Below are 24,726 nucleotides of genomic sequence, written 5' to 3'. Positions count from 1 at the left end.
CATACCGCCCGCGCCAGCATTCCCCGAAGCCATGCTTTACCCTAGGCGCCTTCAATAGACGACAGAAAAGCGCATTACATGAGTGACCATCGTTCCCGCTTCCTGCAGCTGGCGCTGAACGCCGATGCCCTCCGCTTCGGCCAGTTCACCCTCAAGTCCGGCCGGGTAAGCCCCTATTTCTTCAATGCCGGCCGTTTCGACACCGGCCTGGCGCTGGCCCAGCTGGGCAACTGCTACGCCGACGCGGTGGAATCCTCCGGCGTCGCCTTCGACCAGCTGTTCGGCCCCGCCTACAAGGGCATCCCGCTGGCCACCGCCATCGCCTGCGAGTTCTCGCACCGCGGCCGCAACCTGCCGCTGACCTTCAACCGCAAGGAAGCCAAGGACCACGGCGAGGGCGGCACCCTGATCGGCGCCGACATGGCCGGCAAGCGCATCCTGATCGTCGACGACGTGATCACCGCCGGTACCGCCATCCGCGAGGCGCTGGCCATCATCCGCGCCGCCAACGGCATCCCCGCCGGCATCGTGGTCGCCCTGGACCGCCAGGAGATCGCCTCGGAGGAGGACCGCCGCTCGGCCGCCCAGGCCGTGGCCGCCGAGACCGGCATCCCGGTGATCGCCGTGGCCAACCTGGCCGACCTGCTTGCATTCGCGTCCGGGAACCCGGAACTTGTCGGCTACCGCGAACCGTTGCTGGCCTACCGGGCCCGTTACGGAAGCAATCCAACGGGCTGACCGCAGGGGGCTGTCATGAGGCCGAATCCGTCCATCACCGGCGCCGGCATGCTGCTGGTGCTGGCTGCGCTGACACTGCCGGTACCGGTGCCGGCACAGGACAAGCCGGCCGACCCCGGCAAGAAGCTCTACTGCTGGGACACCGCCCGGGGTGAGCGGATCTGCTCGGACACCCTGCCGCCGGAGGCGGTCAACAACGCACGCCAGGAATTCAGCGCGCGCAGCGGCCTGCGCAGCGCCGACGTGCAGCGCGCGCTCACCGCCGAGGAGCGCGCCGACGCCGAGCTCGCCGCGGCGCAGGCGCAGGTGGATGCGGCGGCGGCCGAGACCCGCAGGCGCACCGAGCAGGCCATGCTGTCCACCTATGGCAGCGAGGACGCACTGCGCCGCGTGTTCAACGAGCGCGCGGCCATCGTCGACAACAACATCAAGACCGCCATCTACAACGTCGGCAGCCTGCGCGAGGCGCTTGCCACCCAGTTGTCGATCGCCGGCGACCGCGAACTGGCCGGGCAGAAGGTGACCGACAAGCAGGCCCAGGACATCCGCCAGCGGCATACCGAACTGCTGGCCCAGCTGCGGCTGCAGGCCGCCTTCGAGCAGCAGCGCAAGGCGCTGGACGTGGAGATCGCCGAAACCCTGGCCCGCTACCGCGAGCTCAAGGGCACCGCCGCGGCGGCCGATGCGGCCGATACCCCGGCATCGCCGCCGGGCTGAGCGCGCCCACCGGCGGAACCCCGCAAGCGGCCCCCGGGCCGCTTTTTTGTTGCCTTCAGCCCCCGCCAGCCCGGTACCGCACCGGCGGCCAAACCACGGCCACCCACTTTTTTATGGCGTTTTTACGCCGCGACCGGGCACGCGGCATCGAACGTTTACGGCCCCCGGAAGCACCATGGCGCTCCTGGCACTGGCGGCCATGCTGGCAATGCGCCGCCACTTTCCCATCCACACGGTACGCCCGCCGCGCAGGCGGTCGCGCCGCTGAACCGAGGTTCCCAATGCCCGGCTGGCTTTTCTTCCTGTGCGGACTGGTGGCGCTGGTCGCTGCCGCCTACCTGCTGTACGCGGTCCTGCGTCCCGAGTCGTTCTGAGGAGCACGCCATGACCGAAGCCCTTGTCATCCTGCTGGCCGGCATCGCCCTGGCGTGGCCGCTGGGCCTGTACCTGGCGCGGCTGATGCGCGGTGCGCCGATGCGCATCGACCCGTTGTTCGGCTGGATCGAAAAGCCGCTGTACCGGCTGCTGGGCGTCGACCCGGGGCGTGCCATGTCCTGGCGCGGCTATGCCCTCGCCTTCCTCGCCAGCAACCTGGTGCTGGCCGTGCCGACGCTGGCGGTGTTCATGACCCAGGCCTGGCTGCCACTCAACCCGGACCATGTTCCCAACCTGCGCTGGGACACCGCGCTGCACACGATGGTGTCGTTCCTGACCAACACCAACCAGCAGCACTACAGCGGCCAGGCCCAGCTGTCCTACCTGTCGCAGATGACCGCCATCACCGGCCTGCAGGTGATCACCCCGATGATGGGCCTGGCGCTGGCGGTGGCCACGCTGCGGGCGCTGTTCGCCCGGGCGCCGGGCCAGCAGTCCGGTGCCCGGGCGGCGGCCGCGCCGGTCACGGTCGGCAACTATTACGTCGACGTGGTGCGCCTGTGCCTGCGCTTCCTGCTGCCACTGTGCCTGGTATGGACCCTGCTGCTGACCTGGCAGGGCGTGCCCTCGACGCTGGCCGCGGGCCCGCAGGCCACGCCGATCGATGCCAGCGCCGGCATGGCGACGCAGAAGATCCCGCTGGGCCCGGTGGCGGCGATGGTCGCGGCCAAGCAGCTCGGCGCCAATGGCGGCGGCTGGTACGGGCCGAACAGCAGCTTTCCGCTGGAGAACCCCACCCCGCTGTCCAACGCGCTGGAGCTGGTCGGCATCGTGCTGCTACCGATGGCGGTGGTGTTCATGATCGGCGCCTTCACCGGCCGCCGCCGCTTCGGCGCGCTGGTGCTCGGCTGCATGCTCGGCATGTCGCTGCTGTCCACCTTCGGCACGGTGTGGCTGGAAGGGCACGGCGCCAGCGCTGCCAGCCCGTTGCTGATGGAGGGCAAGGAGGTCCGCTTCGGCGCCGACGGCACCGCGCTGTGGGCCACGCTCACCACGCAGGTGCAGAACGGGTCGGTCAACGGCATGCAGGATTCGATGAGTCCGCTGGCCGGCATGGCGTCGCTGGTCAACATGCTGGTCGGCGCCATCTGGGGCGGCATCGGCTGCGGCCTGCAGCAGTTCCTGGTGTACCTGATGCTGGCGGTGTTCCTGGCCGGACTGATGACCGGGCGCACGCCCGAGCTGTTCGGCCGCAAGCTGGAAACGCCCCAGGTACGGCTGCTCGCCCTGCTGGTGCTGCTGCAGCCGATCACCCTGCTCGGCATGACCGCGCTGACCCTGGCCATTCCCGGCCTGGCCGGTATCTCCAACCCCGGCTTCCATGGCATCACCCAGGTGTTCTACGAGTTCACCTCGGCCTATGCCAACAACGGCTCGGGCTTTGAAGGACTGGCCGACAACACGGTCTGGTGGAACCTCAGCTGCGCGCTGGTGCTGGCGCTGGGCCGGTTCCCGGTGCTGATCGTGCCGCTGGCCATCGCCGCGCAGCTGGCCGGCAAGCGGCAGGCGCCGCAGGGCGCCGGCAGCCTGCAGATAGAAACCCCGACCTTCGCCCTGACCCTGGTCTGCGTGATCGTCGTCCTCACCGTGCTGCAGTTCATGCCGGCACTGGTGCTCGGCCCGGTGGCCGACCACCTGGGCCTGGCGCTGCAGGGAGCCTGACATCCATGAGCGCTTCGATGAACTCCCCTGTTTCCCGCCCGGCCACGCGCCGCCCCCGCTGCTGGACGCCGCCGGCTGGCGCCAGGCGCTGCGCGAATCCGTGCGCAAGCTCGCGCCCGCGCACCTGCTGCACAACCCGGTGATGGCCGTGGTCATGGCCGGCACCGTGCTGGCGCTGCTGCTCACCCTCGGCGGCCAGGCGCCGCTGGGCTTCGGCCTGGCGGTCACCGCGATCCTGCTGCTGACGGTGCTGTTCGGCAACTTCGCCGAAGCCGTGGCCGAGGCGCGTGGGCGCGGCCAGGCATCGGCGCTGCGGCGCGCGCGCCAGGACCTGGTGGCACGCCGCCTGGCGGCACCGCGGTTCGGTGCGGCCGAAAGCGCGGTCGCCGCCGCGGCGCTGCGCCCGGGCGACCACGTGATCGTCAGCGCCGGCGAGTTCGTGCCGGCCGACGGCGAGATCGTGCAGGGCCTGGCCACCATCAACGAGGCCGCCGTCACCGGCGAGTCGGCACCGGTGCTGCGCGAGGCCGGTACCGACCGCTCCGGCGTGATCGGCGGCACCAAGGTGCTGTCCGACCAGATCGTGGTGCGCGTCACCGCCGAGCCCGGGCACAGCTTCCTGGACCGCATGATCGCGCTGGTGGAGGGCGCCAACCGGCAGAAGACGCCGAACGAGATCGCCCTGACCCTGCTGCTGGCGGCGATGTCGCTGACCTTCCTGGTGGTGGTGGCGACGCTGCCGGCGATCGCCGCCGCCGTCGGCGTGCGGCTCGATCCGCTGCTGCTGATCGCGCTGCTGGTGTGCCTGATCCCAACCACCATCGGCGGGCTGCTGCCGGCCATCGGCATCGCCGGCATGAACCGCGCGCTGCAGGCCAACGTGCTGGCCAAGTCGGGCAAGGCGGTGGAAGTGGCCGGCGACGTGGACGTGCTGCTGCTCGACAAGACCGGCACCATCACCTACGGCGACCGCCAGGCCAGCGCCTTCCACCCGCTGGCGGGCATCGAGGCCGGGCACCTGCGCGAGGCCGCACTGCTGTCCTCACTGGCCGACCCGACCCCGGAGGGCAGGTCGATCGTGCGCCTGGCGCGCGAGCAGGGCTGCACCACCGGCGAGCCGGACCGGGCCGACTACCTGGCGTTCAGCGCGCAGACGCGCATGTCGGGCGTGGACCTGGCCGACGGACGGCGCATCCGCAAGGGCGCGGCCGACGCCATCACCGCGCACGTGTCGGCACTGGGCGGCAACGTCCCCAACGAACTGCAGGCGCGCGTGGACCAGGTGGCGCGCGGCGGCGCCACCCCGCTGGTGGTATGCGAAGGCCGGCATGTGCTGGGCGTGGTCGAGCTGGCCGACGTGGTCAAGCACGGCATGCGCGAGAAGTTCGCGCAGCTGCGGGCGATGGGCATCCGCACGGTGATGATCACCGGCGACAACCCGCTGACCGCCGCGGCCATCGCCGCCGAAGCCGGCGTGGACGACTACATCGCCCAGGCCCGGCCCGAGGACAAGCTGGCGCGGATCCGCAGCGAACAGGCGGGCGGGCGACTGGTGGCGATGGTTGGCGACGGCACCAACGACGCCCCGGCGCTGGCCCAGGCCGACATCGGCCTGGCGATGAACTCCGGCACCCAGGCCGCCAAGGAGGCCGGCAACATGGTCGACCTGGACTCGGATCCGGCCAAGCTGCTGGCGGTGGTCGAGGTGGGCAAGCAGCAGCTGATCACCCGCGGCGCGCTGACCACCTTTTCGCTGGCCAACGACGTATCCAAGTACTTCGCGATCCTGCCGGCGCTGTTCGCCGCGGCGATCCCGTCGATGGCGGCGTTGAACGTGATGCAGCTGTCCAGCCCGCGCAACGCGGTGCTGGCGGCGCTGGTGTTCAACGCGCTGGTGATTCCGGCGCTGATCCCGCTGGCATTGCGCGGCGTGCGCTTCCGCCCGGCCACCGCCACCGCGCTGCTGCGCCGGAACATGCTGGTCTACGGCCTGGGCGGGGTACTGCTGCCGTTCGCGGCGATCAAGGCCATCGATCTTCTCCTCGTCCTGGTACTCGGCGCATGACCCCAAGACCTCCATTGCCCTGTGGCGCCCGGCCATCGGCCTGACCCTGTTCGCCCTGCTCGGCACCGGCCTGGCCTATGCCACGCTCGCCACCGGCATCGCCGGCACCCTGTTCCCGGCCCAGGCCGACGGCAGCCTGGTCCGCGATGCGGACGGCCGCGTGCGTGGTTCGCTGCTGCTGGCGCAGCCGTTCGCCGGCGACGGCTACTTCCAGGCGCGGCCATCGGCCAGCGGCTACGACCCGATGGCCGCCGCCGGCAGCAACCTGGCGCGCGGCAACCCGCAACTGGCGCAGCGCGTGGCCGCTGCCACCGCCGCGGTGGCGGCGCGCGAAGGGGTCGCGGCGGCGCAGGTGCCCGGCGACCTGGTCACCGCCTCCGCCAGCGGCCTCGACCCGGAGCTGTCGCCTGCCGCCGCACGGCTGCAGGTGGCCCGCGTGGCGCGGGCGCGCGGCTGGCCGCAACAGCGCGTGCAAGCCCTGCTGGAGCGCCACGTGCAGGCGCCCGGGTGGGGCGTGCTGGGGCAGCCGCGGGTGAATGTGATCGCGCTGAACCTGGCCCTGGATGCGGCCGCGCATGCGCCCTGATTCCGCCCCTGCCGGCGGCGGCGCACAATCGCGGCCATGAACGATACCCGCAGCCGCCAGGCCGATGCGCTGGCCGGAAGCCTGCAACGCGAAGCCGGCGGCAAGCTGACGGTCTTCCTCGGCGCCGCGCCCGGCGTCGGCAAGACCTTCGCCATGCTCACCCGCGCGCAGGAACAACTGCGCCGCGGCGTGGACGTGGTCGCGGCGGTGGTGGAAACCCACGGCCGCGACGACACCGCCGCGCTGCTGCACGGCCTGCCGGTGATCGCGCTGCGCGAGGTCGAGTACCGCGACCATCGCCTGCAGGAGATGGACCTGGACGCGGTGCTGGCGCGGCACCCGGCCCTGGTGCTGGTGGACGAACTGGCCCACCGCAACGCCCCCGGTAGCCGCCACGAACGGCGCTGGCAGGACGTGATGGAACTGCTCGACGCCGGCATCGACGTGTGGACGACCATCAATATCCAGCACCTGGAAAGCCTCAACGACGTGGTGATGCGCATCACCGGCGTGCGCGTGGCCGAAACCGTGCCCGATGCGGTGTTCGACCGCCTGCACGACATCGTGCTGGTCGACCTGCCGCCGCGCGAACTGATCGAGCGCCTGCGCCAGGGCAAGGTGTACGTGCCCGAACAGGCGGCGCAGGCGCTGCAGGCGTTCTTCTCGCCGGCCAACCTCACCGCGCTGCGCGAGCTGGCCATGCAGGAAGCGGCCGACCGCGTCGACAGCAGCCTGCGCGAGACCCGCGCGGCGCGCGGCGAGGGCAACCTGCCGCTGCGGCGCCGGGTGCTGGTGGCGATCGACGGCGGCGGCCAGAGCGAATACTTGGTGCGCGTGGCCCGTCGCATCGCCGAGCGCCGCGACGCCCCGTGGACCGTGGTCACGGTGCAGCATGGCCGCCAGGACGAGGCGACCCGCCGCGAGATCGACGCCGCCTTCGCGCTGGCACGCCGACTCGGCGGCGACGCCGAACTGCTGCACGGGCCGGGCATCGCCGACGTGCTGCTGGACCATGCCGCGCACAACGCCGTCTCCACCCTGGTGCTGGGCCGCACCCGCGAACGACCGCTGGCGCGGCTGTTCAACCAGACCCTGACCCAGCAGCTGATCCAACGCGGCGCGCACTACGAGATCACCATCATCAGCACGCCGCAGGCGCGCGCCAGCGCGCGCCGGGCGCGGTTGTCGCTGGACCCGGAGAACTGGAGCCGGGATGCCGGGCTGGCGCTGCTGGCCACCGCCGTGGCCTGCGGGGCGGCATGGCTGGGCGAACGCTGGATCGGGCTGAGCGACCTGGCGATGGTGTTCATCGTCGCGGTGGTGCTGGTGGCCGCGCGCACGCGCATGGGCGCGGCGGTGCTGGCGGCCACGCTGTGTTTCCTGGCCTACAACTTCTTCTTCATCGCGCCGCGCTTCACCTTCGCCATCAATGCGCGCCAGGGCGTGATCACCGTGTTCCTGTTCCTGGCCGCGGCGCTGGTGGCCGGGCGGCTGGCGTCGCGGCTGCGCATGCAGGTGGTGGCGCTGCGCGCGGCCAACCGCCATGCCAACGTGCGCCAGGCGCTGGGCCGGCAACTGGCCAGCGCGGTGGACAACGCGCAGGTGGCGCATGCCGGCAGGGTCGCGCTGGAGCAGGCGCTGGACGCGCCGGCCTGGGTGCGGGTGGCGCACGACACCAGCACCGGTGGCAGCGCCGCGCCCGGCGACACCGACCTGGCCGCGGCCGACTGGGCGCTGCGCCACGGGCAGCCGTCGGGCCGCTTCACCGACACCCTGGCCGGCGCCGACTGGTGGTTCCTGCCCCTGCTCGACGGCGAAGGGCATGGCATCGGCGTGGCCGGCCTGCGCTTCGACCGCCAGCATCCGCGGCTGGCCCCGGAGCAGCGCCAGCTGGCCGAGGCGATGGTCGACGACATCGCCCAGGCGGCACTGCGCACGCGGCTGGTCGCCGACCTGGAAACCGCGCACCTGCACAACGAGACCGAACGCCTGCGCTCGGCGCTGCTGTCGTCGGTATCGCACGACCTGCGCTCGCCGCTGGCGGCGATGATCGGCTCGGCCGACAGCCTGTCCAGCTATGCCGAGGCGATGGATGCCGGCGACCGCCGCGCCCTGCTCGACACCATCGTGGTCGAGGGCGAGCGCCTGGACCGCTACATCCAGAACCTGCTGGACATGACCCGGCTGGGGCACGACGGGCTCAAGCTCAGCCGCGACTGGATCGGCATCGACGAACTGATCGGCTCGGCGGCGCGGCGGCTGCAGCGCTACCAGCCCGAAGCGCTGCTGAAGCTGGACATCCCGCACGACCTGCCGCCGATCTGGGTGCACCCGGCGCTGGTCGAACAGGCGCTGTTCAACGTGATGGAGAACGCGGCCAAGTTCTCGCCGCCGGGGGTGGCGGTGGAAGTGCGCGCGCGCGTGCGCGACGGCGAACTGTGCATCGAGGTGATCGACGAGGGACCGGGCATTCCCGACGCCGAGCGCCTGCGCATCTTCGACATGTTCTACAGCGTCGAGCGCGGCGACCGCGGCCGCCAGGGCACCGGCCTGGGCCTGACCATCTGCCAGGGCATGATCGGCGCGCATGGCGGCCATGTCGAAGCGCTGCCCGGCCGCGATGGACGCGGTACGCTGGTGCGCATGACCCTGCCGCTGCTCCAGCCCCACCCGGAAGGCCCGCGCGACGATGCCTGACACCCCGGCCATACCGCCAGCGCGGGTGCTGGTGATCGACGACGAGGTGCAGATCCGCCGCTTCCTCGATATCTCGCTGCGCGCCCAGGGCTATGCCACCGCGCAGGCCGCCAGCGGCGGCGAGGGGCTGCGTGCGCTGGCCGGCGAAGGCGCCGACCTGGTGATCCTGGACATCGGCCTGCCCGACATGGAAGGCCACGAGGTGCTCGCCGAACTGCGCCAGTGGAGCCAGGTGCCGGTGATCATGCTCAGCGTGCGCGGTGGCGAGGCGGAGAAGGTGCGGGCACTGGACAACGGCGCCAACGACTACGTGACCAAGCCGTTCGGCACGCAGGAACTGATGGCGCGGGTGCGGGCGCTGCTGCGCGGCCGCAGTACCGACGGCGACGGCCAGGTGCCGCTGTTCGACGATGGCCACCTGCGCATCGACCTGGCCCGCCGCGAGGTCCGCGTGGATGGTGCGGCGGTGGCGCTGACCCGCAAGGAATATGCATTGCTGGCGCTGCTGCTGCGCAACGCCGGGCGGGTGGTCACCCAGCCGCAGATCCTGCAGGAAGTCTGGGGCCCGAGCCATCGCCACGACACCCACTACCTGCGCATCCTGGTGGGCCGGCTGCGGCACAAGCTCGGCGACTCGGCGCTGCAGTCGCGCTACCTGTTCACCGAGCCGGGCGTCGGCCTGCGCTTCCAGGCGCCCTAGGGCGCGCGCCACCCGGCGCGGGCCCTGTCCCCGCCTGCAACGGCGGGCACCCGCGCGGCGCGGATGCGCCGGCTCAGAAATTCAGTTCGGTTCCCGCCGGCAGCACCCGCTGCAGCTGCTCGCGGAACAGGCCCTTGATCCGTTCCAGCGCCTCCGCGTCGTCGGCTTCGAAGCGCAGCACCAGCACCGGGGTGGTGTTGGAGGCGCGCACCAGCCCCCAGCCATCGCTGAAATCGGCGCGCAGGCCGTCGATGGTGGAGATGCGCGCGGCAGCGAACGGCGAATCCTCGGCCTGCGCGGCGGCCACTACCAGTGCCACCTGCGCATGCTGGGTGCCTTCGGCCACCGCCACTTTCAGCTCCGGCGTGGAGACCGCATCGGGCAGTTCGTCGAACACCGCCGACGGATCCTCCTCGCGCTGGGCCAGGATCTCCAGCAGGCGCGCGGCGGCATACAGGCCGTCGTCGAAGCCGTACCAGCGCTCCTTGAAGAAGAAGTGCCCGCTCATCTCGCCGGCCAGCTCGGCGTCGGTCTCGCGCATGCGCGCCTTGATCAGCGAATGCCCGGTCTTCCACATCATCGGGCTGCCGCCGTTGCGCAGGATGTAGTCGGCCAGGCGCCCGGTGCACTTGACGTCGTAGATCACCATCGCGCCGGGGTTGCGCGCCAGCACATCGGCGGCGAACAGCATCAGCAGGCGGTCGGCGAACACGATGCGGCCCTCGCGGGTGACCACGCCCAGGCGGTCGCCGTCGCCGTCGAAGGCGATGCCCAGGTCGGCGTCGAAACGCTGGACCATCTGCACCAGGTCCTCGAGGTTGTGCGGTTCGCTCGGGTCCGGGTGGTGGTTGGGGAACTGCCCGTCGACCTCGCAGTACAGCGGGATCACGTCGGCGCCGATGGCTTCCAGCAGCTGCGGCGCGACCGCGCCGGCGACGCCGTTGCCGGCGTCGGCCACCACCTTGAGCGGGCGGTCCAGCTGCACGTCGTCGGCGATGCGCTGCACGTAGTCGGCGATGACCTCGCGCTGCTGCAGGCCGCCCGGGGCGTCGGCCCGCTGCAGGCGGCCTTCGACGATGCGCCGGTACAGCTCGGTGATCGCCTCGCCGGACAGGGTTTCGCCGCCGATCACGATCTTGAAGCCGTTGTAGTCCGGCGGGTTGTGGCTGCCGGTCACCGCCACGCAGCTGCCGGCGCGCAGGTGGTACGCGGCGAAGTACACCACCGGGGTCGGCGCCATGCCGATGTCGATGACGTCGCAGCCGGCGCGGCGCAGGCCCTCGACCAGCCCGGCCACCAGCTCGGGGCCGGACAGGCGGCCGTCGCGCCCCACCACCACCTCGCGCAGACCCTGGGCCTGCATCTGGCTGCCGATGGCCTGACCGATCAGGGTGGCCACCGCCGGCGTCAGCTCGCTGCCGACCACCCGCGGATGTCATAGGCGCGGAAAATGCCGGCGGCCACGGTACCGATATCCGTCCCCGGCGACGGCGCATCGCCGGCCTCATCGGCCTCGCGCGCGCGCGCCGCCGCCACCGGCAGCGGTTCCTGCGCCAGCGCCTCGCTGAGGGTGACGCCATCGTCGGCATCCAGCGGCTCGCCACCGCGCCGCAGCACCGGCAGGCGCAGGCGCTTGCGGCCAACCAGCAACAGCACCGCCGTCGCCAGCATCAGCAGCGCCACCGTCGCACAGGCCAGGGCACCCAGGCCCAGCGGGCCTTCGCCCAGGTCGGGCATCTCCGCCACCACGCGCAGGCCGGCGTCGGCCACTGGCCGCGCCAGCGCATCGGCACCGCCGCCCAGCGCGGTATCGCCGCGCCGCACGATGGTGAATCCCCCCTGGCGCAGGCCGAGGAAGGCCGAATCCGGCGCGTCCAGCGCGTCGAACACGGTGGTCAGGCGGTTCAGTGGCTGGCGGACGTAGATCACCGCCGGCCGCTCCTGCAGGCGGACCGGCGCGGCCAGGCCCAGCCGCGGCGCATTGCCGTCGCGCACCACGCGCGCGACCGGCTTGCCTTCGCTCATTGCCAGCTCCAGCAGCGCCAGCCGCGAGTAGCCGAACGCGGCCGGGTCGGCGTAGGCATCGGCCAGCGCGCCATCGAATACCTGCGCGTCGTCCACCCCGCTCCATTTTTCGCGCACCGCGGCGGCGGCGGCGGCGGCGTCGCCATTGGCCAGGGCGGCCTTGACCGGCGCCAGTTCCAGCTGGCGCGCGAACTGGGTGGTCTGCGCGGCCAAGGTCGCGTGCAGTTGCTCCACCGCCTGGTCGCGCGCCTGTTCCAGCCGCGCGCCGGTACCGGCCTGCCGCCATTGCTCGAAAGCCCCCAGCCGAACCAGCCGGCCAGCAGCACCAGCAGCGCCGCCAGCAGCGGCGTCGAACGGCCGAGCGCCGGGCGCGGGCGCCGGCTTTGGTTCCCTTGGCTCATCGTGCGTTCCCCTGTCAGCGCACTCCGGTGTGGCCGAATCCACCCGTTCCACGCGCACTGTCGATGAAAGTATCCACCACCTGCAAGCTCACGCGGGCGATGGGCATGACCACCAGCTGGGCGATGCGGTCGCCCGGCTCGATGGTGAACGGCTCGCGGCCCCGGTTCCACACGCTGATCAGCAGCGGCCCCTGGTAATCGGCATCGATCAGCCCGGTGCCGTTGCCCAGCACGATGCCGTGGCGGTGGCCCAGCCCCGAGCGCGGCAGCACCACCGCGCACAGGCCCGGGTCGGCGATGTGGATGGCGATGCCGCTGGGCAGCAGCGCCGCGTCGCCGGGTTCCAGCGCCATCGGCACCTCGATCGCGGCGCGCAGGTCCATGCCGGCGCTGGCCTCGGTGGCATAGGCCGGCAGCGGCCACGCGTCGCCGAAGCGGGGGTCCAGCAGCTTCACCTGCAGGGGGTGCGGGGTGGCGTTCGTGTTCATGCGTCCAGTCGCTCCGCGATCAGGTCCAGCAGTTGTTCGGCCAGCTGGGTCTTGGCGGTGCCCGGGAAGGCGCGCTGGCCATCGCTCCAGTAGGCGGTCGCCGCGTTCTGGTCGCTCTCGAAGCCGCCGCCGGCGATGCCGACCTGGTTGGCGATGATCAGGTCCAGGTGCTTGTCGGCGAGCTTGCCGCGCGCGTACTTCTCCACGTCGTGGGTCTCGGCGGCAAAGCCGACCACCAGCTTCAGCACCTGCTCCTGCGTGGCCACCTCGGCCAGGATGTCGGGGGTGCGCACCAGCTCCAGGGTCAGGGTCTGGCTGCCCGCGGTCTTCTTCAGCTTCTGCTGCGCCACCTGGCGCGGGGTGTAGTCGGCCACGGCCGCGGCGCCGATGTAGATATCGGCGGGCAGGGCGGCCAGCACCGCCTCGCGCATCTGCGCGGCCGAACGCACGTCCACCCGCTGCACGCCGGGCGGCGTCGGCAGTTGCACCGGACCACTGACCAGCACCACCCGCGCGCCACGGCGTGCGGCCGCGGCCGCCAGTGCATAGCCCATCTTGCCGCTGGAGCGGTTGCCGACATAGCGCACCGGGTCCAGGTCTTCATACGTCGGCCCGGCGCTGATCAGCACCTGCATGCCCTGCAGCCGGTCCGGCGTGGCCGCCGCGGCGGGCGCGGCGTGGCCGGCGCCGGCAAGCGCGGCGACGATGGCCTCCGGTTCGCTCAGCCGCCCGGGGCCGGATTCGCCCTCGGCCAGCGGGCCGTCCTCGGGCCCGACCACCTGCGCGCCGCGCTCGCGCAGCAGCGCGATGTTGGCCTGGGTGGCCGGGTGCAGCCACATCCGGTGGTTCATCGCCGGGCACACCGTCAGTGGCGCGGTCGTGGCCAGGCACAGCGTGGTGACCAGGTCGTCGGCATGGCCATGCGCCAGCCGCGCCAGCAGGTCGGCGGTGGCCGGCGCGATGACGATGCGGTCGGCCCAGCGCGCCAGTTCGATATGGCCCATCGCCTGTTCGGCGGCACTGTCCCACAGGGTGGTACGCACCGGCTGCCCGGACAGGGCCTGGAAACTGAGCGGGGTGACGAACTGCTGGGCACCGTCGGTCATGGCCACCTGCACGCGGGCGCCGGCGTCGCGCAGCCGGCGCACCAGTTCCAGCGCTTTGTAGGCGGCGATGCCGCCGCCGACGCACAGCAGCAGCTTGTGTCCGTCCAGCGGCCGGGCGGGCGCATGGACACTGTGGGGAAAGCCGGTCACTTGAGGAAATCCTACCTACGCAAGAATCTTTAGCTTACCCGAAGGGTCCGTGACGACTTATTACCGTGCACGCCCCTGACACCCACCCTGTGGGCATGCACATCCGCCATTGGCCCGACACCGAACGCCCCCGCGAGAAGCTGCTGGCACACGGAGCCAGCATCCTGTCCGATGCGGAGCTGCTGGCCATCTTCCTGGGCTCGGGCCTGCCGGGCCAGGACGCGATACGCACCGCGCGCGAGATGCTGCAGGCGCATGGCACGCTGCGGGAGTTGATGGACCGCGGCGCGCGCGAGCTGATGCGGGTACCGGGCCTGGGCCCGGCCCGCGCCTGCCGGCTGGTGGCGGCACTGGAACTGGGCCAGCGCCACCTGGCCACGGACCTGGAGCGCGGCACCAGCCTGACCGACCCCGACTCCGCCGGCCGCTACTTCGTGCAGCGGCTGCGGCCGCGGCCGCACGAGGTCTTCGCCGCCCTGTTCCTGGACAACCGGCACCGGGCACTGGCCTTCGAGGAGCTGTTCCGCGGCAGCATCGACGGCGCCGAGGTGCACCCGCGCGAACTGGTGCGCCGGGCGCTGGCGCACAACGCCGCGGCGGTGATCGTGGGCCACAACCATCCTTCGGGCAACGCCGAACCCTCCACGGCCGACCGTGCGGTCACCCTGCGCCTGCGCGACGCGCTGGCCCTGGTACAGATACGGCTGCTGGACCACTTCGTCATCGGCGATGGCCCGCCGGTGTCGCTGGCCGCCCGCGGCTGGATGTAACCGATGGCGCGCGCCCCACCCTGGCGGCCCTGTCCGTCCCGCCGGCGCCGGCACCCCGGCGCCGGCCGCCGGACATGGCCAGGCCCGCCGCCACCCTCCGGGCCACGGCCTGCACCTGGCGTTGACGTCGCTGACCGTCCGCGCCGCCGCGGCAGCAGCGGTCCCGCCGCTCGGGTAAAATGCGCAGTTCCGCGCTCCAAGCAGACAGTCACGTGAAATCCCTACTCCGCGCCCTGATCGGCCAAGGCATCGAAGCCTTGCGCGCCAACGGTACCCTGCCTGCCGACACCCTGCCGCCGGATTTCGTGGTCGAACGACCCAAGACCCGCGAGCATGGCGATTTCGCCACCAACGCCGCCATGCTGCTGGCCAAGGCCGCGCGCAGCAACCCGCGGGCCGTGGCGCAGGCGCTGGTCGCCGCGCTGCCGCCCAGCGACGACGTCGCCAGCGTCGAGATCGCCGGCCCGGGCTTCATCAACTTCAAGCTGGCGCCGGTGGCGTTCCAGCGCGAGGTGGCGAGCGTGCTGCGCGAAGGCGCCGATTACGGGCGCAACCTGGGCGGCAACGGCCGCAACGTCGGCGTCGAGTACGTCTCGGCCAACCCGACCGGCCCGCTGCACGTCGGCCATGGCCGCGCCGGCGCCATCGGCGACTGCATCGCCCGCGTGCTGGAAGCCAACGGCTGGAACGCCAGGCGCGAGTTCTACTACAACGACGCCGGCGTGCAGATCGAGAACCTGGCCCGCTCGGTGCAGGCGCGCGCGCGCGGCTTCAAGCCGGGCGACGAACAGTGGCCGGCCGACGCGTACAACGGCGAATACATCGCCGACGTCGCCAAGGCCTACCTGCTCGGCCAGACCGTCGAACTGGAAGGCAGCCAGGTGGTCGGTGCCGGCGATGCCGAGGACATCGAAGCCATCCGCCGCTTCGCCGTGGCCTACCTGCGCAACGAGCAGAACCAGGACCTGGCCGCGTTCGGGGTGGATTTCGACATCTACTTCCTGGAGAGCTCGCTGTACAAGGACGGCAAGGTCGCCGAGACGGTGGACCAGCTGGTTGCCTCCGGCCACACCTACGAGGAAGGCGGCGCGCTGTGGCTGCGCTCGACCGATTTCGGTGACGACAAGGACCGCGTGATGCGCAAGTCCGACGGCACCTACACCTACTTCCTGCCGGACGTGGCCTACCACCTGAGCAAGTGGCAGCGCGGCTACGAACGCGCCATCACCGAACTGGGCGCCGACCACCACGGCTCGCTGGCGCGCGTGCGCGCCGGCCTGCAGGCACTGGGCGTGGGCATTCCGCAGGGCTGGCCGGAGTACGTGCTGCACCAGATGGTGACGGTGATGCGCGGCGGCGAGGAAGTGAAACTGTCCAAGCGCGCCGGCAGCTACCTGACCCTGCGCGACCTGATCGACGAGGTCGGCAGCGATGCGGTGCGCTGGTTCCTGATCGCGCGCAAGCCCGACTCCCAGCTCACCTTCGACATCGACCTGGCACGCCAGCAGAGCAACGACAACCCGGTGTTCTACGTGCAGTACGCGCATGCCCGGGTCTGCTCGCTGCTGCGCCAGGCGCAGGAGAAGGGCCTGGACTACGACCAGGCGCAGGGCCTGGCCGCGCTGGCGCAGCTGGACGACGCCGCGTCGCTGGAGCTGATGAACGAAATCTCGCGTTACCCGGAAGTGGTCGAGGCCGCCGGCCTGGCGCTGGAGCCGCACCTGGTCGCGCAGTACCTGCGTGAATTGGCGCACGCCTTCCACACGTGGTATCACGGGACGCCGGTGCTGGTGGACGATGCCGCCCTCCGCAATGCCCGCCTCGCGCTCGCCGGCGCGGCGCGGCAGACGCTCGCCAACGGCCTGGGCCTGTTGGGCGTGAGCGCACCGGAAAAGATGTAAGCAAGGAGACGTTGCAGAAATGGCAGCACGACGCGGCAAGAGCCAGGCCCGGCGCAACAGCGGCAACGGGACGCCCGGCTGGGTATGGCTGGTCGCCGGCGCGGCGATCGCGGCCGTGGTGTTCCTGGCCGCCCCGAACCTGTTCAAGAAGGAAGGCGACGGCTTCCTGCGGGTGGGCCCGCAACCCAACCCGGACGCGCAGCCGGCGCCGGTCGCCGACGCCGACATCGACGCCGGCGCGGACCTGCCGCGTCCGGCCGCGCGCGATGGCGCGCAGCCGGCGGAAAAGCCGGCCGCGACCCAGTACGACTTCTACACCCTGCTGCCGGGCAAGGAAGTGCAGATGTCCGACGCCGAACTGGCAGCCAGCGCGCGCGCCGAGGAGCAGCGCCGGGCGCAGGCCGCACGCACGGCGGAGGCCAGCGAGGCCCAGCGCGCGCAGGCGGCCCTGGAAGGGCGCCCGGTACCGGCGGCCGCCGCACCGTTGCCGGCGCCGATCAGCGAGGCGCCGCGCCCGGCCGTGGCCACAGCCGGCACCGCGCCCGGCACCGCGGCCCCCACCGTGGCCGCGGCGGACAGCGCGGCGAAGCGCGCGGAACCGGCGACGCCGGCCGCGGCGGCAGGCAGCGACAACGTCCGCTACATCCTCCAGGCCGGCGCGTTCGGCGCGTCCGGCGACGCCGAGGCGACCAAGGCCAAGCTGGCGATGATGGGCCTGGCCGCCCGCGTCGAATCGGCGCAGATCAACGGCAACACGGTCTACCGCGTGCGCATGGGCCCCTATGGCAGCGCCAGTGAACTGGCCGAAGCCAAGGCCAAGCTCAACGGCAGCGGCCTGCAGGCGATGGCCATCAAGGCGCAGTAACACCGCCTTGGCGGTGTTACCCCAAGGTTTGCGCGGCAAACCTTGGGCCCCGTGCCCTTTTTCTCCACAACCCCGCGCCTGTCGGCGCGCCCCCTTGACTCAAGGGGGCTGTGGCTCCGGTGGGAACGTCGTAGGTGCGGGGCTTGCCCCGCACCGGATCCGGCGGGGCGCGCCATTCGCGGCAAGCTCCGCGTCTACGGACCCCGTGTTCTGCGAGGTGCGGAAATCGCGGGCGCAGCGGCATCGCTACGTAGGCTTCCCCCGACGTTCTTGAAACAGGGCCCAATGCGGGGCAAGCCCCGCATCTACGGGCGTCCGCTTCCCAAGGTGCGGGGATCGAAGGCATAGCTGGATCGCCTGTGGCGGCTTCACCCCCATGTTCGTGAAACAAACTTTGGGCCCCGTGCCCGCCATCTCCATGGGTCCACGCCTGGCGGCGTGCCACGGCGGTGTTACCCCATGTCTGCACAGCAGAACATCGAGCCCCACAACGCTGTCTTCCACAGGCCCACGCTTGGCAGCACACCGTCTTGATTCAAACGGGCTGGGTCTCCGCCGGGTGGGCGCTGTCGGCATGCGGGTTGGTGCGATCGACTGCCCGGGAGGCCGCGCCGCGCCAGCGCCGGTACGCCGCGAAGGTGCGAAAATCGAGGGCCCTTCCCCCTGGAAACCCGCCATGTCCAAGACCGTCCTGATCACCGGCGCCACGTCCGGTTTCGGTGCCGCCGCCGCCCGTCGCTTCGCCGCCGCCGGCTGGAAGGTGATCGCCACCGGCCGCCGTGCCGAGCGCCTGCAGCCGCTGGTGGACGCGTTCGGGGCGGACACGGTGCACGCGGCGGCGTTCGACATCCGCGACGCGGCGGCCATGGAGGCGGCGCTGGCGGCGTTGCCCGCGCCGTTCCGTGGCATCGACCTGCTGGTCAACAACGCCGGCCTGGCGCAGGGCACCGCCGCCGCCCAGCACGCCAGCCTGGAAGACTGGCGCACGATGATCGACACCAACGTCACCGCGCTGGTCACCCTCACCCACCACCTGCTGCCGCGGCTGATCGAACGCCGCGGGGCGATCATCAACATCAGCTCCACCGCCGCGATCTATCCGTATCCGGGCGGCAATGCCTATGGCGGCACCAAGGCGTTCGTCAGCCAGTTCTCGCTGGGCCTGCGCGCCGACCTGCACGGCACCGGCGTGCGCGTGACCGCGATCGAGCCGGGCATGGCCGAGACCGAGTTCACCCTGGTGCGCACCCATGGCAACCAGGCCGCCTCGGACCAGCTGTACAAGGGCGCCAACCCGATGACCGCGCAGGACATCGCCGAGCAGATCTTCTGGGTCGCCAGCCTGCCGCCGCACCTGAACGTCAACCGCCTGGAGCTGATGCCGGTGAGCCAGTCGTTCGCCGGTTTCCAGGTGGCGCGCGAAGGCTGATGCCGGCGACACGGTCGGGCATGCCGGTGGCTGCGATGCGATGGGCTGTTCCCATGCCTGCCCTCAACGCTGGCGTCCATCCCGGCATCGCGCGCAGCACAGGCCGCAAATGAGAAGGGGCGGGCACCGCCCGCCCCTCGTCAGCGCGGCGATGGCCGCGCCCCGCTCAGCCCAGCGGCTCGTCCGACAGGTAGGTGTAACCGGTCAGGCCCGCTTCCAGCGCGGCGTCCAGCTCGGCCGCGCGCGCGGCCGGCAGGTTGGCCGCGGCCACGCGCTGCCGGTAGGCCGCGCGCAGGTCGTCCAGGCGGTAGCCGACGTAGTCGAGCATCACGTCGGTGGTGTCGCCGCGGCGCTGCTGGGCGATGCGGTAGCCACTGCCATCGACCGTGACCTCCACCGCGTCGGTGTCGCCGAACAGGTTGTGGATGTCGCCGAGGATTTCCTGGTAGGCGCCGACCAGGAAGAAGCCGATGCGGTAGCGCTCGCCATGGCCCACCGAATGCAGCGGCAGCGAGCTGTCCAGGCTCTCGTTCTCGACGTAGGTCTTGACCATGCCGTCCGAATCGCAGGTCATGTCGGCGATCACGCCGCGGCGGTCCGGGCGCTCGTTCAGGCGCTCGATCGGCACGATCGGGAACACCTGGTCGATGGCCCAGGCATCGGGGATCGACTCGAACACGCTGAAATTGACGAAGTACTTGTCGACCAGGCGGTCGTTCAGCTCGTCCAGCGCGGGGCGATGGCTCTTCTCGTCGTAGCTCAGGCGCGCGCGCACGCCGTTGGCGATGGCGTAGAACAGGTCGTCGATGCGCGCACGCTGCGGCAGGTCGATCTGGCCCAGCGCGTAGGCGCTCAGGCCTTCGGCGTGGAAGTGCTGCGCTTCCTGGAACAGTTCCACCGCCGGGCGCTGGTCCAGTTCGTCGTGGATCTCGCGCAGGTGGCGGATCGCGGCCGGCTCGTCGTCATGCGCCTCGGGAATGCGGCCATCGGCGGCCTGCTCCACTTCGGACACGTTGGCGATCAGCACCGCATGGTGCGCGGTCATCGCGCGGCCGCACTCGGTGACGATGCGCGGCGGCGGCAGCGCGTGCGCTTCGCAGGCCTCGGCCAGCGGCTGCACGATGTTGCTGGCGTAGGCGTTCAGGCCGTAGTTGATCGAGCAGTAGCTGCGCGAGCGGGTGCCTTCGTAGTCGATGCCCAGGCCGCCGCCGACGTCGACGTGGCTGATCTTCGCGCCCAGGCGCGAGAGCTCGACGAAGTAGCGGGTGGCCTCGCGCATGCCGTTGGCGATGTCGCGCACGTTGCTGATCTGGCTGCCCATGTGGAAGTGCAGCAGGTTCAGGCAGTCGGCGTACTCGGTGTCGCGCAGCGATTTCCACAGGTCCAGCAGCTGCCGCGGCGACAGCCCGAACTTGGCCTTGTCGCCCCCGCTGTTCTGCCACTTGCCGGCACCCAGCGATGCCAGGCGCATGCGCACGCCCAGGCCCGGCTTCACCTCCAGCGCCCTGGATTCCTCCAGCACCAGCTTCAGCTCGGAGGGCTTCTCGATGACGATGTAGGTCTGCAGGCCGAGCTTGCGGCCGATCAGCGCCAGGCGGATGTACTCGCGGTCCTTGTAGCCGTTGCAGACGATCAGCCCGCCCGGCCGGCTCAGCGCCAGCACCGCCATCAGCTCCGGCTTGGAGCCGGCCTCCAGGCCGAAGCCCTCGCCGTGGTGGCTGGCCAGGGTGCCGGCCACGCCACGGTGCTGGTTGACCTTGATCGGATACACGGCGGTGTAGCCGCCGTGGTAGTCCCAGTCGCGCTGGGCCTGGGCGAACGCCGCCTGCAGCTTGCCCAGGCGCTCGCCGAGGATGTCCGGGAAGCGCACCAGCAGCGGCAGCTTGGCGCCGGCGGCCCGTGCCGAATCGACGATTTCAGGCAGCGACACGGCCGGGCCCTGCGCGCCGGTGGGGCGCACCACGACATGCCCGGCGGCATCGACGTCGAAGTAACCGTCGGACCAGTGCGGGATCGAATAGGTCTTGCGGGCCTGGTCGAGGGACCAATCGCTCATCGGCGTAGCAACTCTCGGCTGTGGATAAAAAGGACGCGCATTCTAACGCCAGCGGGGCAGCGGTCCGTTACAATCCGCGCCCGCGCCTCCCCCCTGCCCCCGCGGAGCCGGGTCCAGGGGCGGAAATACGGCGGAATCCCCGCCGTGCCGGGGCTCGCCGCCCCCTCATCCGCCCCTCCGGGGCCCCTTCTCCGGCAGCGGGGGAAGGGAAATGTCCATCGCACCCAGGAATCCCCATGACCACCCACGACAACTGGTTCATCGAACACTTCCAGCCGACCGGCTCGGCCATCGGTTTCCGCGTCACCGGCAAGCTGGACGAAGTGCAGTCGCCGTTCCAGAAGATCGAGATCTACGACAGCACCGACTGGGGCAAGCTGATGGTCATCGACGGCGCCATGATGCTGACCAGCAAGGACAACTTCTTCTACCACGAGATGATCAGCCACCCGGTGCTGTTCACCCACCCGGCGCCCAAGCGCGTGGTGATCATCGGCGGTGGCGACTGCGGCACCCTGCGCGAGGTGCTCAAGCACCCGGGCGTTGAAAGCGCCACCCAGTGCGACATCGACGAGCAGGTCACGCGCATGGCCGAGAAGTACTTCCCGGAACTGTGCGAATCCAACGGCGACGCCCGTGCCGAGCTGCTGTTCGACGACGGCGTGGCCTACATGGCCAACTGCGTGCCGGGCAGCGTCGACGTGGTGATCGTGGACTCCACCGACCCGGTCGGCCCGGCCGAGGGCCTGTTCAACAAGGCGTTCTTCGAAAGCTGCTTCCGCGCGTTGAAGGACGACGGCCTGCTGGTGCAGCAGAGCGAATCGCCGCTGGCGCTGCTGGACCTGATCAAGGACATGCGCGCGGAAATGGGCAAGGCCGGCTTCCAGTCGTTCAAGACCCTGCCGTTCCCGCAGCCGTGCTACCCGACCGGCTGGTGGTCGGTGACCGTGGCCAGCAAGCAGGCCGGCTTCGGCTTCGGCTTCCGCCAGGAAGACGCCGCCGCCAAGCCGTTCGACACGCTGTACTACACCGCCCCGCTGCACACCGGGGTGCTGGTCAGCCCGCCGTTCGTGGCCAAGGCGCTGGGCGAGTAAGCCCGCGCCACACCGCAGCGACGTACCCCAACCCCGCGCCGGCCACCGGCGCGGGGTTTTCGTTGGTTCTCCAGGCGCCGCGCAGCACCCGGTCCACGCGGCTGCCGGACGCAGCCATCGCGCTGCCTGGCGCCCGAAGGGCGCTGGAACCATGCCGGACGCCCCATTGACTACAACTGTAGTCAACCACTGGCTTCGGCTGGATTCTCCAACGCAGGCCAATCGATGCGTCCCTTTGCCCGGGTATGTGGTTTCGTTCTGCTGATGTACAGCGCAGTCGCGTTGGCACAGCAGCCTCCCACGGCCGATGAACTGCGCCGCCTGGTCGACAGCTACGCCGATCACCGTGGCTTCAACGGCACCGTGCTGGTGGCGCGGGGAGACCAGGTGCTGCTGCGCGCCGCTTGTGGCCAGGCCAATGTTGAATGGGCAACACCCAACCGGGTGGAAGGGCGCTATCGGGTCGGCTCGCTGAGCAAGCCGCTGGTTGCCACGCTCACCATGCAGCTGGTCCAGCAGGGCACGCTGCGGTTGGACGGGACACTGGGCGAATACCTTCCGGCGCTCTACGCCGGGACGCCTGCGGCGGAGGTGACGGTGGCCCAGCTGCTCAGCCACACCTCGGGGCTCGCCGACGTCCCCGGGCGCTACACCGACCCGTGGTGGCAGACCGCCGCGCGCCGCAGCTATGCGCCGATGGACTTCGCGCGCGAGTGGATCAAGCCGGCGCTGCTGGAGAGCCCGGGCCAGCAGTGGCGGTACAACAACAATGGCTTCTTCCTGCTCGGTCTGCTGATCGAACAGGCCACCGGGCGGCCTCTTGCGGACAACCTGCAGGAGCGGATCTTCGCCCCGGCAGGCATGGCCGCCAGTGGCGTTTTCAACGGCAGGTCGGTGCTGGAACGGCTCGCCGAAGGCTACACCCGCACCGCGGACGGCAGCCTGGTGCAGCCGCAGTGGATCGACCCGAGCGTGTCGTTCGCGGCCGCGGGCATCTACACCACGGTCGATGACCTCTACCGCTTCGACCGGGCGCTGTATGGCGAGCGCCTGCTGAGCCACGACACGCGGCGCCAGATGCTGACAGCGCAGGCGTCGCATTATGGGTTCGGGTGGAATGTCGATGACTGGACACTGCCCGATGGCGCCCGCCTGCGGGTCGTTTCCCACACCGGCAGCGTACCGGGCTACCAGAGCTATTACCTGCGCTCCGAGTCGCACGAGGACTGCGTCATCATCCTCGACAACTTCTGGCAGGGCGCGCTTGTGCTGACAATGGGCCAGGACCTCATGCAGGTGCTCAACGGCAAGCCGATGCAACCGGCAAAGCGGAGCCTGGACGACCTGCTGACCCCGATCGCCTATCACCAGGGACTCAAGGCCATGACGGCGGCCTATGAAGGGCTGGGGGTGCGCCGCGACGACTACGACCACAGCGAGAGGGCGCTGAACGCGCTGGGCTACAAGTTCCTCCGCGCGGGCCGCAAGGACGAGGCGGTCAGCGTCTTTGAATGGGGCGTGGCGGCGTATCCCGGTTCGGCCAACACCCACGACAGTCTCGGGGAGGCGTATCGCGCGGCCGGGCGGCTGGATGAAGCGCGCGCAAGCTACCGCACCGCGCTGAAGCTCGATCCAGCCAGCCGCAGCGCCCGCGCGGCGCTGGACGCAATGGGGGCGGGCAAGCAACCCGGGGACAGCGGCGATTGAGGCATCGGTGCCGCCCTGTCCTCGCCAGGGCCGGGCGCTCTCCTTTCCCGCGCGGGCCCTGTCCCGCTGGATCGCCTTCGTGGCCCGGGCATCGGCGGAGCGCCCGGGGCTTCCGTCCGGAACGACCCCGCGTCGCGTCTTTCGCTTATCGCGCCCCGCGGCGCCCGCAGGCCCACCGGACCCAGCGGCTTCAGCGCCGGAGACGAGCTCGCGGATGCGCAGCGCTTGGTTCAGGACGGGGATCGGTCACCCGGTCGCCGCCTGGGAGCCCGCTGCACGGCGGTACCGACCAGTGACCGGCCTGCCCGGGCACGCATGCCACTGCTCGCGGCTCGCGCGCCGCGGTTGCGGCCCGCCAGCCGCGCTCAGCCCTGGAAGTCGCGCCAGAGGGGAATGCCGCGCCGGCGTGCATTCCAGCGCCCGTACAGCCCCATCGACAGGCCGAACAGCACGCCGGCCAGCACCGCGGCCAGCAGCACCATGCCCACCGGCATCTGCGAACGGCGCCACAGCATCAACCACATCATCAGGCCCCACACCGGCCCGAAGAAGGCGCCGCTCACAAGGGCGGTGGAAGCGAACCCCGCCATCGGCGGTGGTGCCATGCGCCAGCCCAGCTTCCACAACCAGCGGTACAGCAACGGCGCGGACGTGCCGCGCGGCAGGCCCTTGCCATCCAGCATCGCCAGGGCCCGCTGCAGGCGCTGGCCGAATTCACCGTCCAGGGTCGCCATGGTTCAGAGCGCGTCGGCGTCGAGCTCGCCGGTGCGGATGCGCACCACGCTGCCCAGGTCGTACACGAACACCTTGCCGTCGCCGATCTTGCCGGTGCCGGCGGCCTTGACGATGGCTTCCACCACCTCGTCGGCCTGGGCGTCGGTCACCGCGACCTCGATCTTCACCTTGGGCAGGAAATCGACCACGTACTCGGCGCCGCGGTACAGCTCGGTGTGGCCCTTCTGCCGGCCGAAGCCCTTGACCTCGGTGACGGTGATGCCGGCCACGCCGCGCTCGGCGAGCGCCTCGCGCACGTCGTCCAGCTTGAACGGCTTGACGATGGCCATGATCATTTTCATCGGTCGTTTCCCTGTCTGTGTGCCGGGGAAAGCATAGCCTGCCCGGCGCTGACCCGGC

Annotated in this window: 18 protein-coding genes and 2 pseudogenes; 14 read left to right on the top strand and 6 right to left on the bottom strand. The window is 71.0% G+C overall.

Annotation, left to right across the window (positions count from 1 at the left end):
• Nucleotides 1–78: 78 nt before the first annotated feature.
• From B1L07_01055 to B1L07_01020, 8 genes and pseudogenes are all read left to right on the top strand, one after another.
• Nucleotides 79–738: an orotate phosphoribosyltransferase gene (locus tag B1L07_01055; GenBank protein AUZ53953.1), complete on the top strand. Its 660-nt coding sequence runs from the start codon at nt 79–81 to the stop codon at nt 736–738.
• Between the two features lie 15 nt (nt 739–753).
• Nucleotides 754–1,455 (top strand): hypothetical protein, encoded by a 702-nt coding sequence (locus tag B1L07_01050; protein AUZ53952.1) that lies wholly within the window; start codon nt 754–756, stop codon nt 1,453–1,455.
• Between the two features lie 281 nt (nt 1,456–1,736).
• Nucleotides 1,737–1,829: pseudogene (locus tag B1L07_01045) on the top strand (potassium-transporting system small peptide KdpF).
• Nucleotides 1,830–1,839: 10 nt separating this feature from the next.
• The gene (locus B1L07_01040) at nt 1,840–3,552 is read left to right on the top strand and encodes a potassium-transporting ATPase subunit KdpA (GenBank protein AUZ53951.1); all 1,713 of its coding nucleotides are present in this window, start codon (nt 1,840–1,842) and stop codon (nt 3,550–3,552) included.
• A gap of 1 nt (nt 3,553) precedes the next feature.
• Entirely contained in the window at nt 3,554–5,617 is a 2,064-nt protein-coding gene (locus B1L07_01035; GenBank protein AUZ53950.1) for a potassium-transporting ATPase subunit B, read from the top strand.
• Nucleotides 5,586–6,203, top strand: coding sequence for a potassium-transporting ATPase subunit C (locus tag B1L07_01030; GenBank protein ID AUZ53949.1), 618 nt, complete (start codon nt 5,586–5,588; stop codon nt 6,201–6,203). Before B1L07_01035 ends, B1L07_01030 begins: the two co-directional genes overlap by 32 nt.
• A 36-nt stretch (nt 6,204–6,239) precedes the next feature.
• Nucleotides 6,240–8,900, top strand: a complete 2,661-nt coding sequence (locus B1L07_01025) for a histidine kinase (GenBank protein AUZ53948.1) — start codon at nt 6,240–6,242, stop codon at nt 8,898–8,900.
• Entirely contained in the window at nt 8,893–9,600 is a 708-nt protein-coding gene (locus B1L07_01020) for a DNA-binding response regulator (protein AUZ53947.1), read from the top strand. The genes B1L07_01025 and B1L07_01020 overlap by 8 nt, the downstream gene beginning before the upstream one ends.
• A 73-nt stretch (nt 9,601–9,673) precedes the next feature.
• Here B1L07_01020 and B1L07_01015 read toward each other — a convergent pair.
• The 3 genes and pseudogenes from B1L07_01015 to B1L07_01005 all read right to left on the bottom strand — a co-directional run bounded on the left by B1L07_01015 (nt 9,674) and on the right by B1L07_01005 (nt 13,770).
• Nucleotides 9,674–11,064, bottom strand: a pseudogene (locus B1L07_01015) (phosphomannomutase/phosphoglucomutase).
• Between the two features lie 976 nt (nt 11,065–12,040).
• Nucleotides 12,041–12,514: a deoxyuridine 5'-triphosphate nucleotidohydrolase gene (locus tag B1L07_01010; protein ID AUZ53946.1), complete on the bottom strand. Its 474-nt coding sequence runs from the start codon at nt 12,512–12,514 to the stop codon at nt 12,041–12,043.
• A complete protein-coding gene (locus tag B1L07_01005; protein ID AUZ53945.1) occupies nt 12,511–13,770 on the bottom strand; it encodes a bifunctional 4'-phosphopantothenoylcysteine decarboxylase/phosphopantothenoylcysteine synthetase in 1,260 nt (419 codons plus the stop codon). The genes B1L07_01010 and B1L07_01005 overlap by 4 nt, the downstream gene beginning before the upstream one ends.
• A gap of 95 nt (nt 13,771–13,865) precedes the next feature.
• Here B1L07_01005 and B1L07_01000 point away from each other — a divergent pair, with 95 nt between their 5' ends.
• The 4 genes from B1L07_01000 (at nt 13,866) to B1L07_00985 (ending at nt 18,735) form a co-directional block, all read left to right on the top strand.
• Nucleotides 13,866–14,540 (top strand): hypothetical protein, encoded by a 675-nt coding sequence (locus B1L07_01000; GenBank protein AUZ53944.1) that lies wholly within the window; start codon nt 13,866–13,868, stop codon nt 14,538–14,540.
• Nucleotides 14,541–14,752: 212 nt separating this feature from the next.
• Nucleotides 14,753–16,441: an arginine--tRNA ligase gene (locus B1L07_00995; GenBank protein AUZ53943.1), complete on the top strand. Its 1,689-nt coding sequence runs from the start codon at nt 14,753–14,755 to the stop codon at nt 16,439–16,441.
• 19 nt (nt 16,442–16,460) lie between these two features.
• Entirely contained in the window at nt 16,461–17,306 is an 846-nt protein-coding gene (locus tag B1L07_00990; protein AUZ53942.1) for a sporulation protein, read from the top strand.
• 676 nt (nt 17,307–17,982) lie between these two features.
• A complete protein-coding gene (locus B1L07_00985) occupies nt 17,983–18,735 on the top strand; it encodes an NADP-dependent 3-hydroxy acid dehydrogenase (protein AUZ53941.1) in 753 nt (250 codons plus the stop codon).
• Nucleotides 18,736–18,901: 166 nt separating this feature from the next.
• On the opposite strand, the gene B1L07_00980 is transcribed toward B1L07_00985, so the two are convergent.
• Nucleotides 18,902–20,791 carry an arginine decarboxylase gene (locus B1L07_00980; GenBank protein AUZ53940.1) on the bottom strand — a complete coding sequence of 630 codons (1,890 nt, stop codon included), beginning with the start codon at nt 20,789–20,791 and terminating at the stop codon, nt 18,902–18,904.
• A 236-nt stretch (nt 20,792–21,027) separates the two neighbouring features.
• Between B1L07_00980 and B1L07_00975 the strand changes: the two genes are divergently transcribed.
• Complete coding sequence (locus B1L07_00975; GenBank protein ID AUZ53939.1) at nt 21,028–21,885, top strand: spermidine synthase; 858 nt, start codon at nt 21,028–21,030, stop codon at nt 21,883–21,885.
• 264 nt (nt 21,886–22,149) lie between these two features.
• The gene (locus tag B1L07_00970; protein AUZ53938.1) at nt 22,150–23,592 is read left to right on the top strand and encodes a hypothetical protein; all 1,443 of its coding nucleotides are present in this window, start codon (nt 22,150–22,152) and stop codon (nt 23,590–23,592) included.
• Between the two features lie 365 nt (nt 23,593–23,957).
• Here the strand turns inward: B1L07_00970 and B1L07_00965 are convergent, their stop codons facing one another.
• A complete protein-coding gene (locus tag B1L07_00965; GenBank protein AUZ53937.1) occupies nt 23,958–24,326 on the bottom strand; it encodes a hypothetical protein in 369 nt (122 codons plus the stop codon).
• A gap of 3 nt (nt 24,327–24,329) precedes the next feature.
• Complete coding sequence (locus B1L07_00960) at nt 24,330–24,668, bottom strand: transcriptional regulator (protein AUZ53936.1); 339 nt, start codon at nt 24,666–24,668, stop codon at nt 24,330–24,332.
• Nucleotides 24,669–24,726 lie beyond the last annotated feature (58 nt).

The organism is Stenotrophomonas acidaminiphila (assembly GCA_002951995.1).
GTDB classification, from domain to species: Bacteria; Pseudomonadota; Gammaproteobacteria; order Xanthomonadales; family Xanthomonadaceae; genus Stenotrophomonas; species Stenotrophomonas acidaminiphila_A.
This window is presented reverse-complemented; position numbering and strand designations above follow the sequence as displayed.

Coding starts and splice junctions, on each gene's coding strand:
- B1L07_01055 (AUZ53953.1), top strand. CDS start 79: ATGAGTGACCATCGTTCCCGCTTCCTGCAGCTGGCGCTGAACGCCGAT.
- B1L07_01050 (AUZ53952.1), top strand. CDS start 754: ATGAGGCCGAATCCGTCCATCACCGGCGCCGGCATGCTGCTGGTGCTG.
- B1L07_01040 (AUZ53951.1), top strand. CDS start 1,840: ATGACCGAAGCCCTTGTCATCCTGCTGGCCGGCATCGCCCTGGCGTGG.
- B1L07_01025 (AUZ53948.1), top strand. CDS start 6,240: ATGAACGATACCCGCAGCCGCCAGGCCGATGCGCTGGCCGGAAGCCTG.
- B1L07_01020 (AUZ53947.1), top strand. CDS start 8,893: ATGCCTGACACCCCGGCCATACCGCCAGCGCGGGTGCTGGTGATCGAC.
- B1L07_01010 (AUZ53946.1), bottom strand. CDS start 12,514: ATGAACACGAACGCCACCCCGCACCCCCTGCAGGTGAAGCTGCTGGAC.
- B1L07_01000 (AUZ53944.1), top strand. CDS start 13,866: ATGCACATCCGCCATTGGCCCGACACCGAACGCCCCCGCGAGAAGCTG.
- B1L07_00990 (AUZ53942.1), top strand. CDS start 16,461: ATGGCAGCACGACGCGGCAAGAGCCAGGCCCGGCGCAACAGCGGCAAC.
- B1L07_00985 (AUZ53941.1), top strand. CDS start 17,983: ATGTCCAAGACCGTCCTGATCACCGGCGCCACGTCCGGTTTCGGTGCC.
- B1L07_00980 (AUZ53940.1), bottom strand. CDS start 20,791: ATGAGCGATTGGTCCCTCGACCAGGCCCGCAAGACCTATTCGATCCCG.
- B1L07_00975 (AUZ53939.1), top strand. CDS start 21,028: ATGACCACCCACGACAACTGGTTCATCGAACACTTCCAGCCGACCGGC.
- B1L07_00970 (AUZ53938.1), top strand. CDS start 22,150: ATGTACAGCGCAGTCGCGTTGGCACAGCAGCCTCCCACGGCCGATGAA.
- B1L07_00965 (AUZ53937.1), bottom strand. CDS start 24,326: ATGGCGACCCTGGACGGTGAATTCGGCCAGCGCCTGCAGCGGGCCCTG.
- B1L07_00960 (AUZ53936.1), bottom strand. CDS start 24,668: ATGAAAATGATCATGGCCATCGTCAAGCCGTTCAAGCTGGACGACGTG.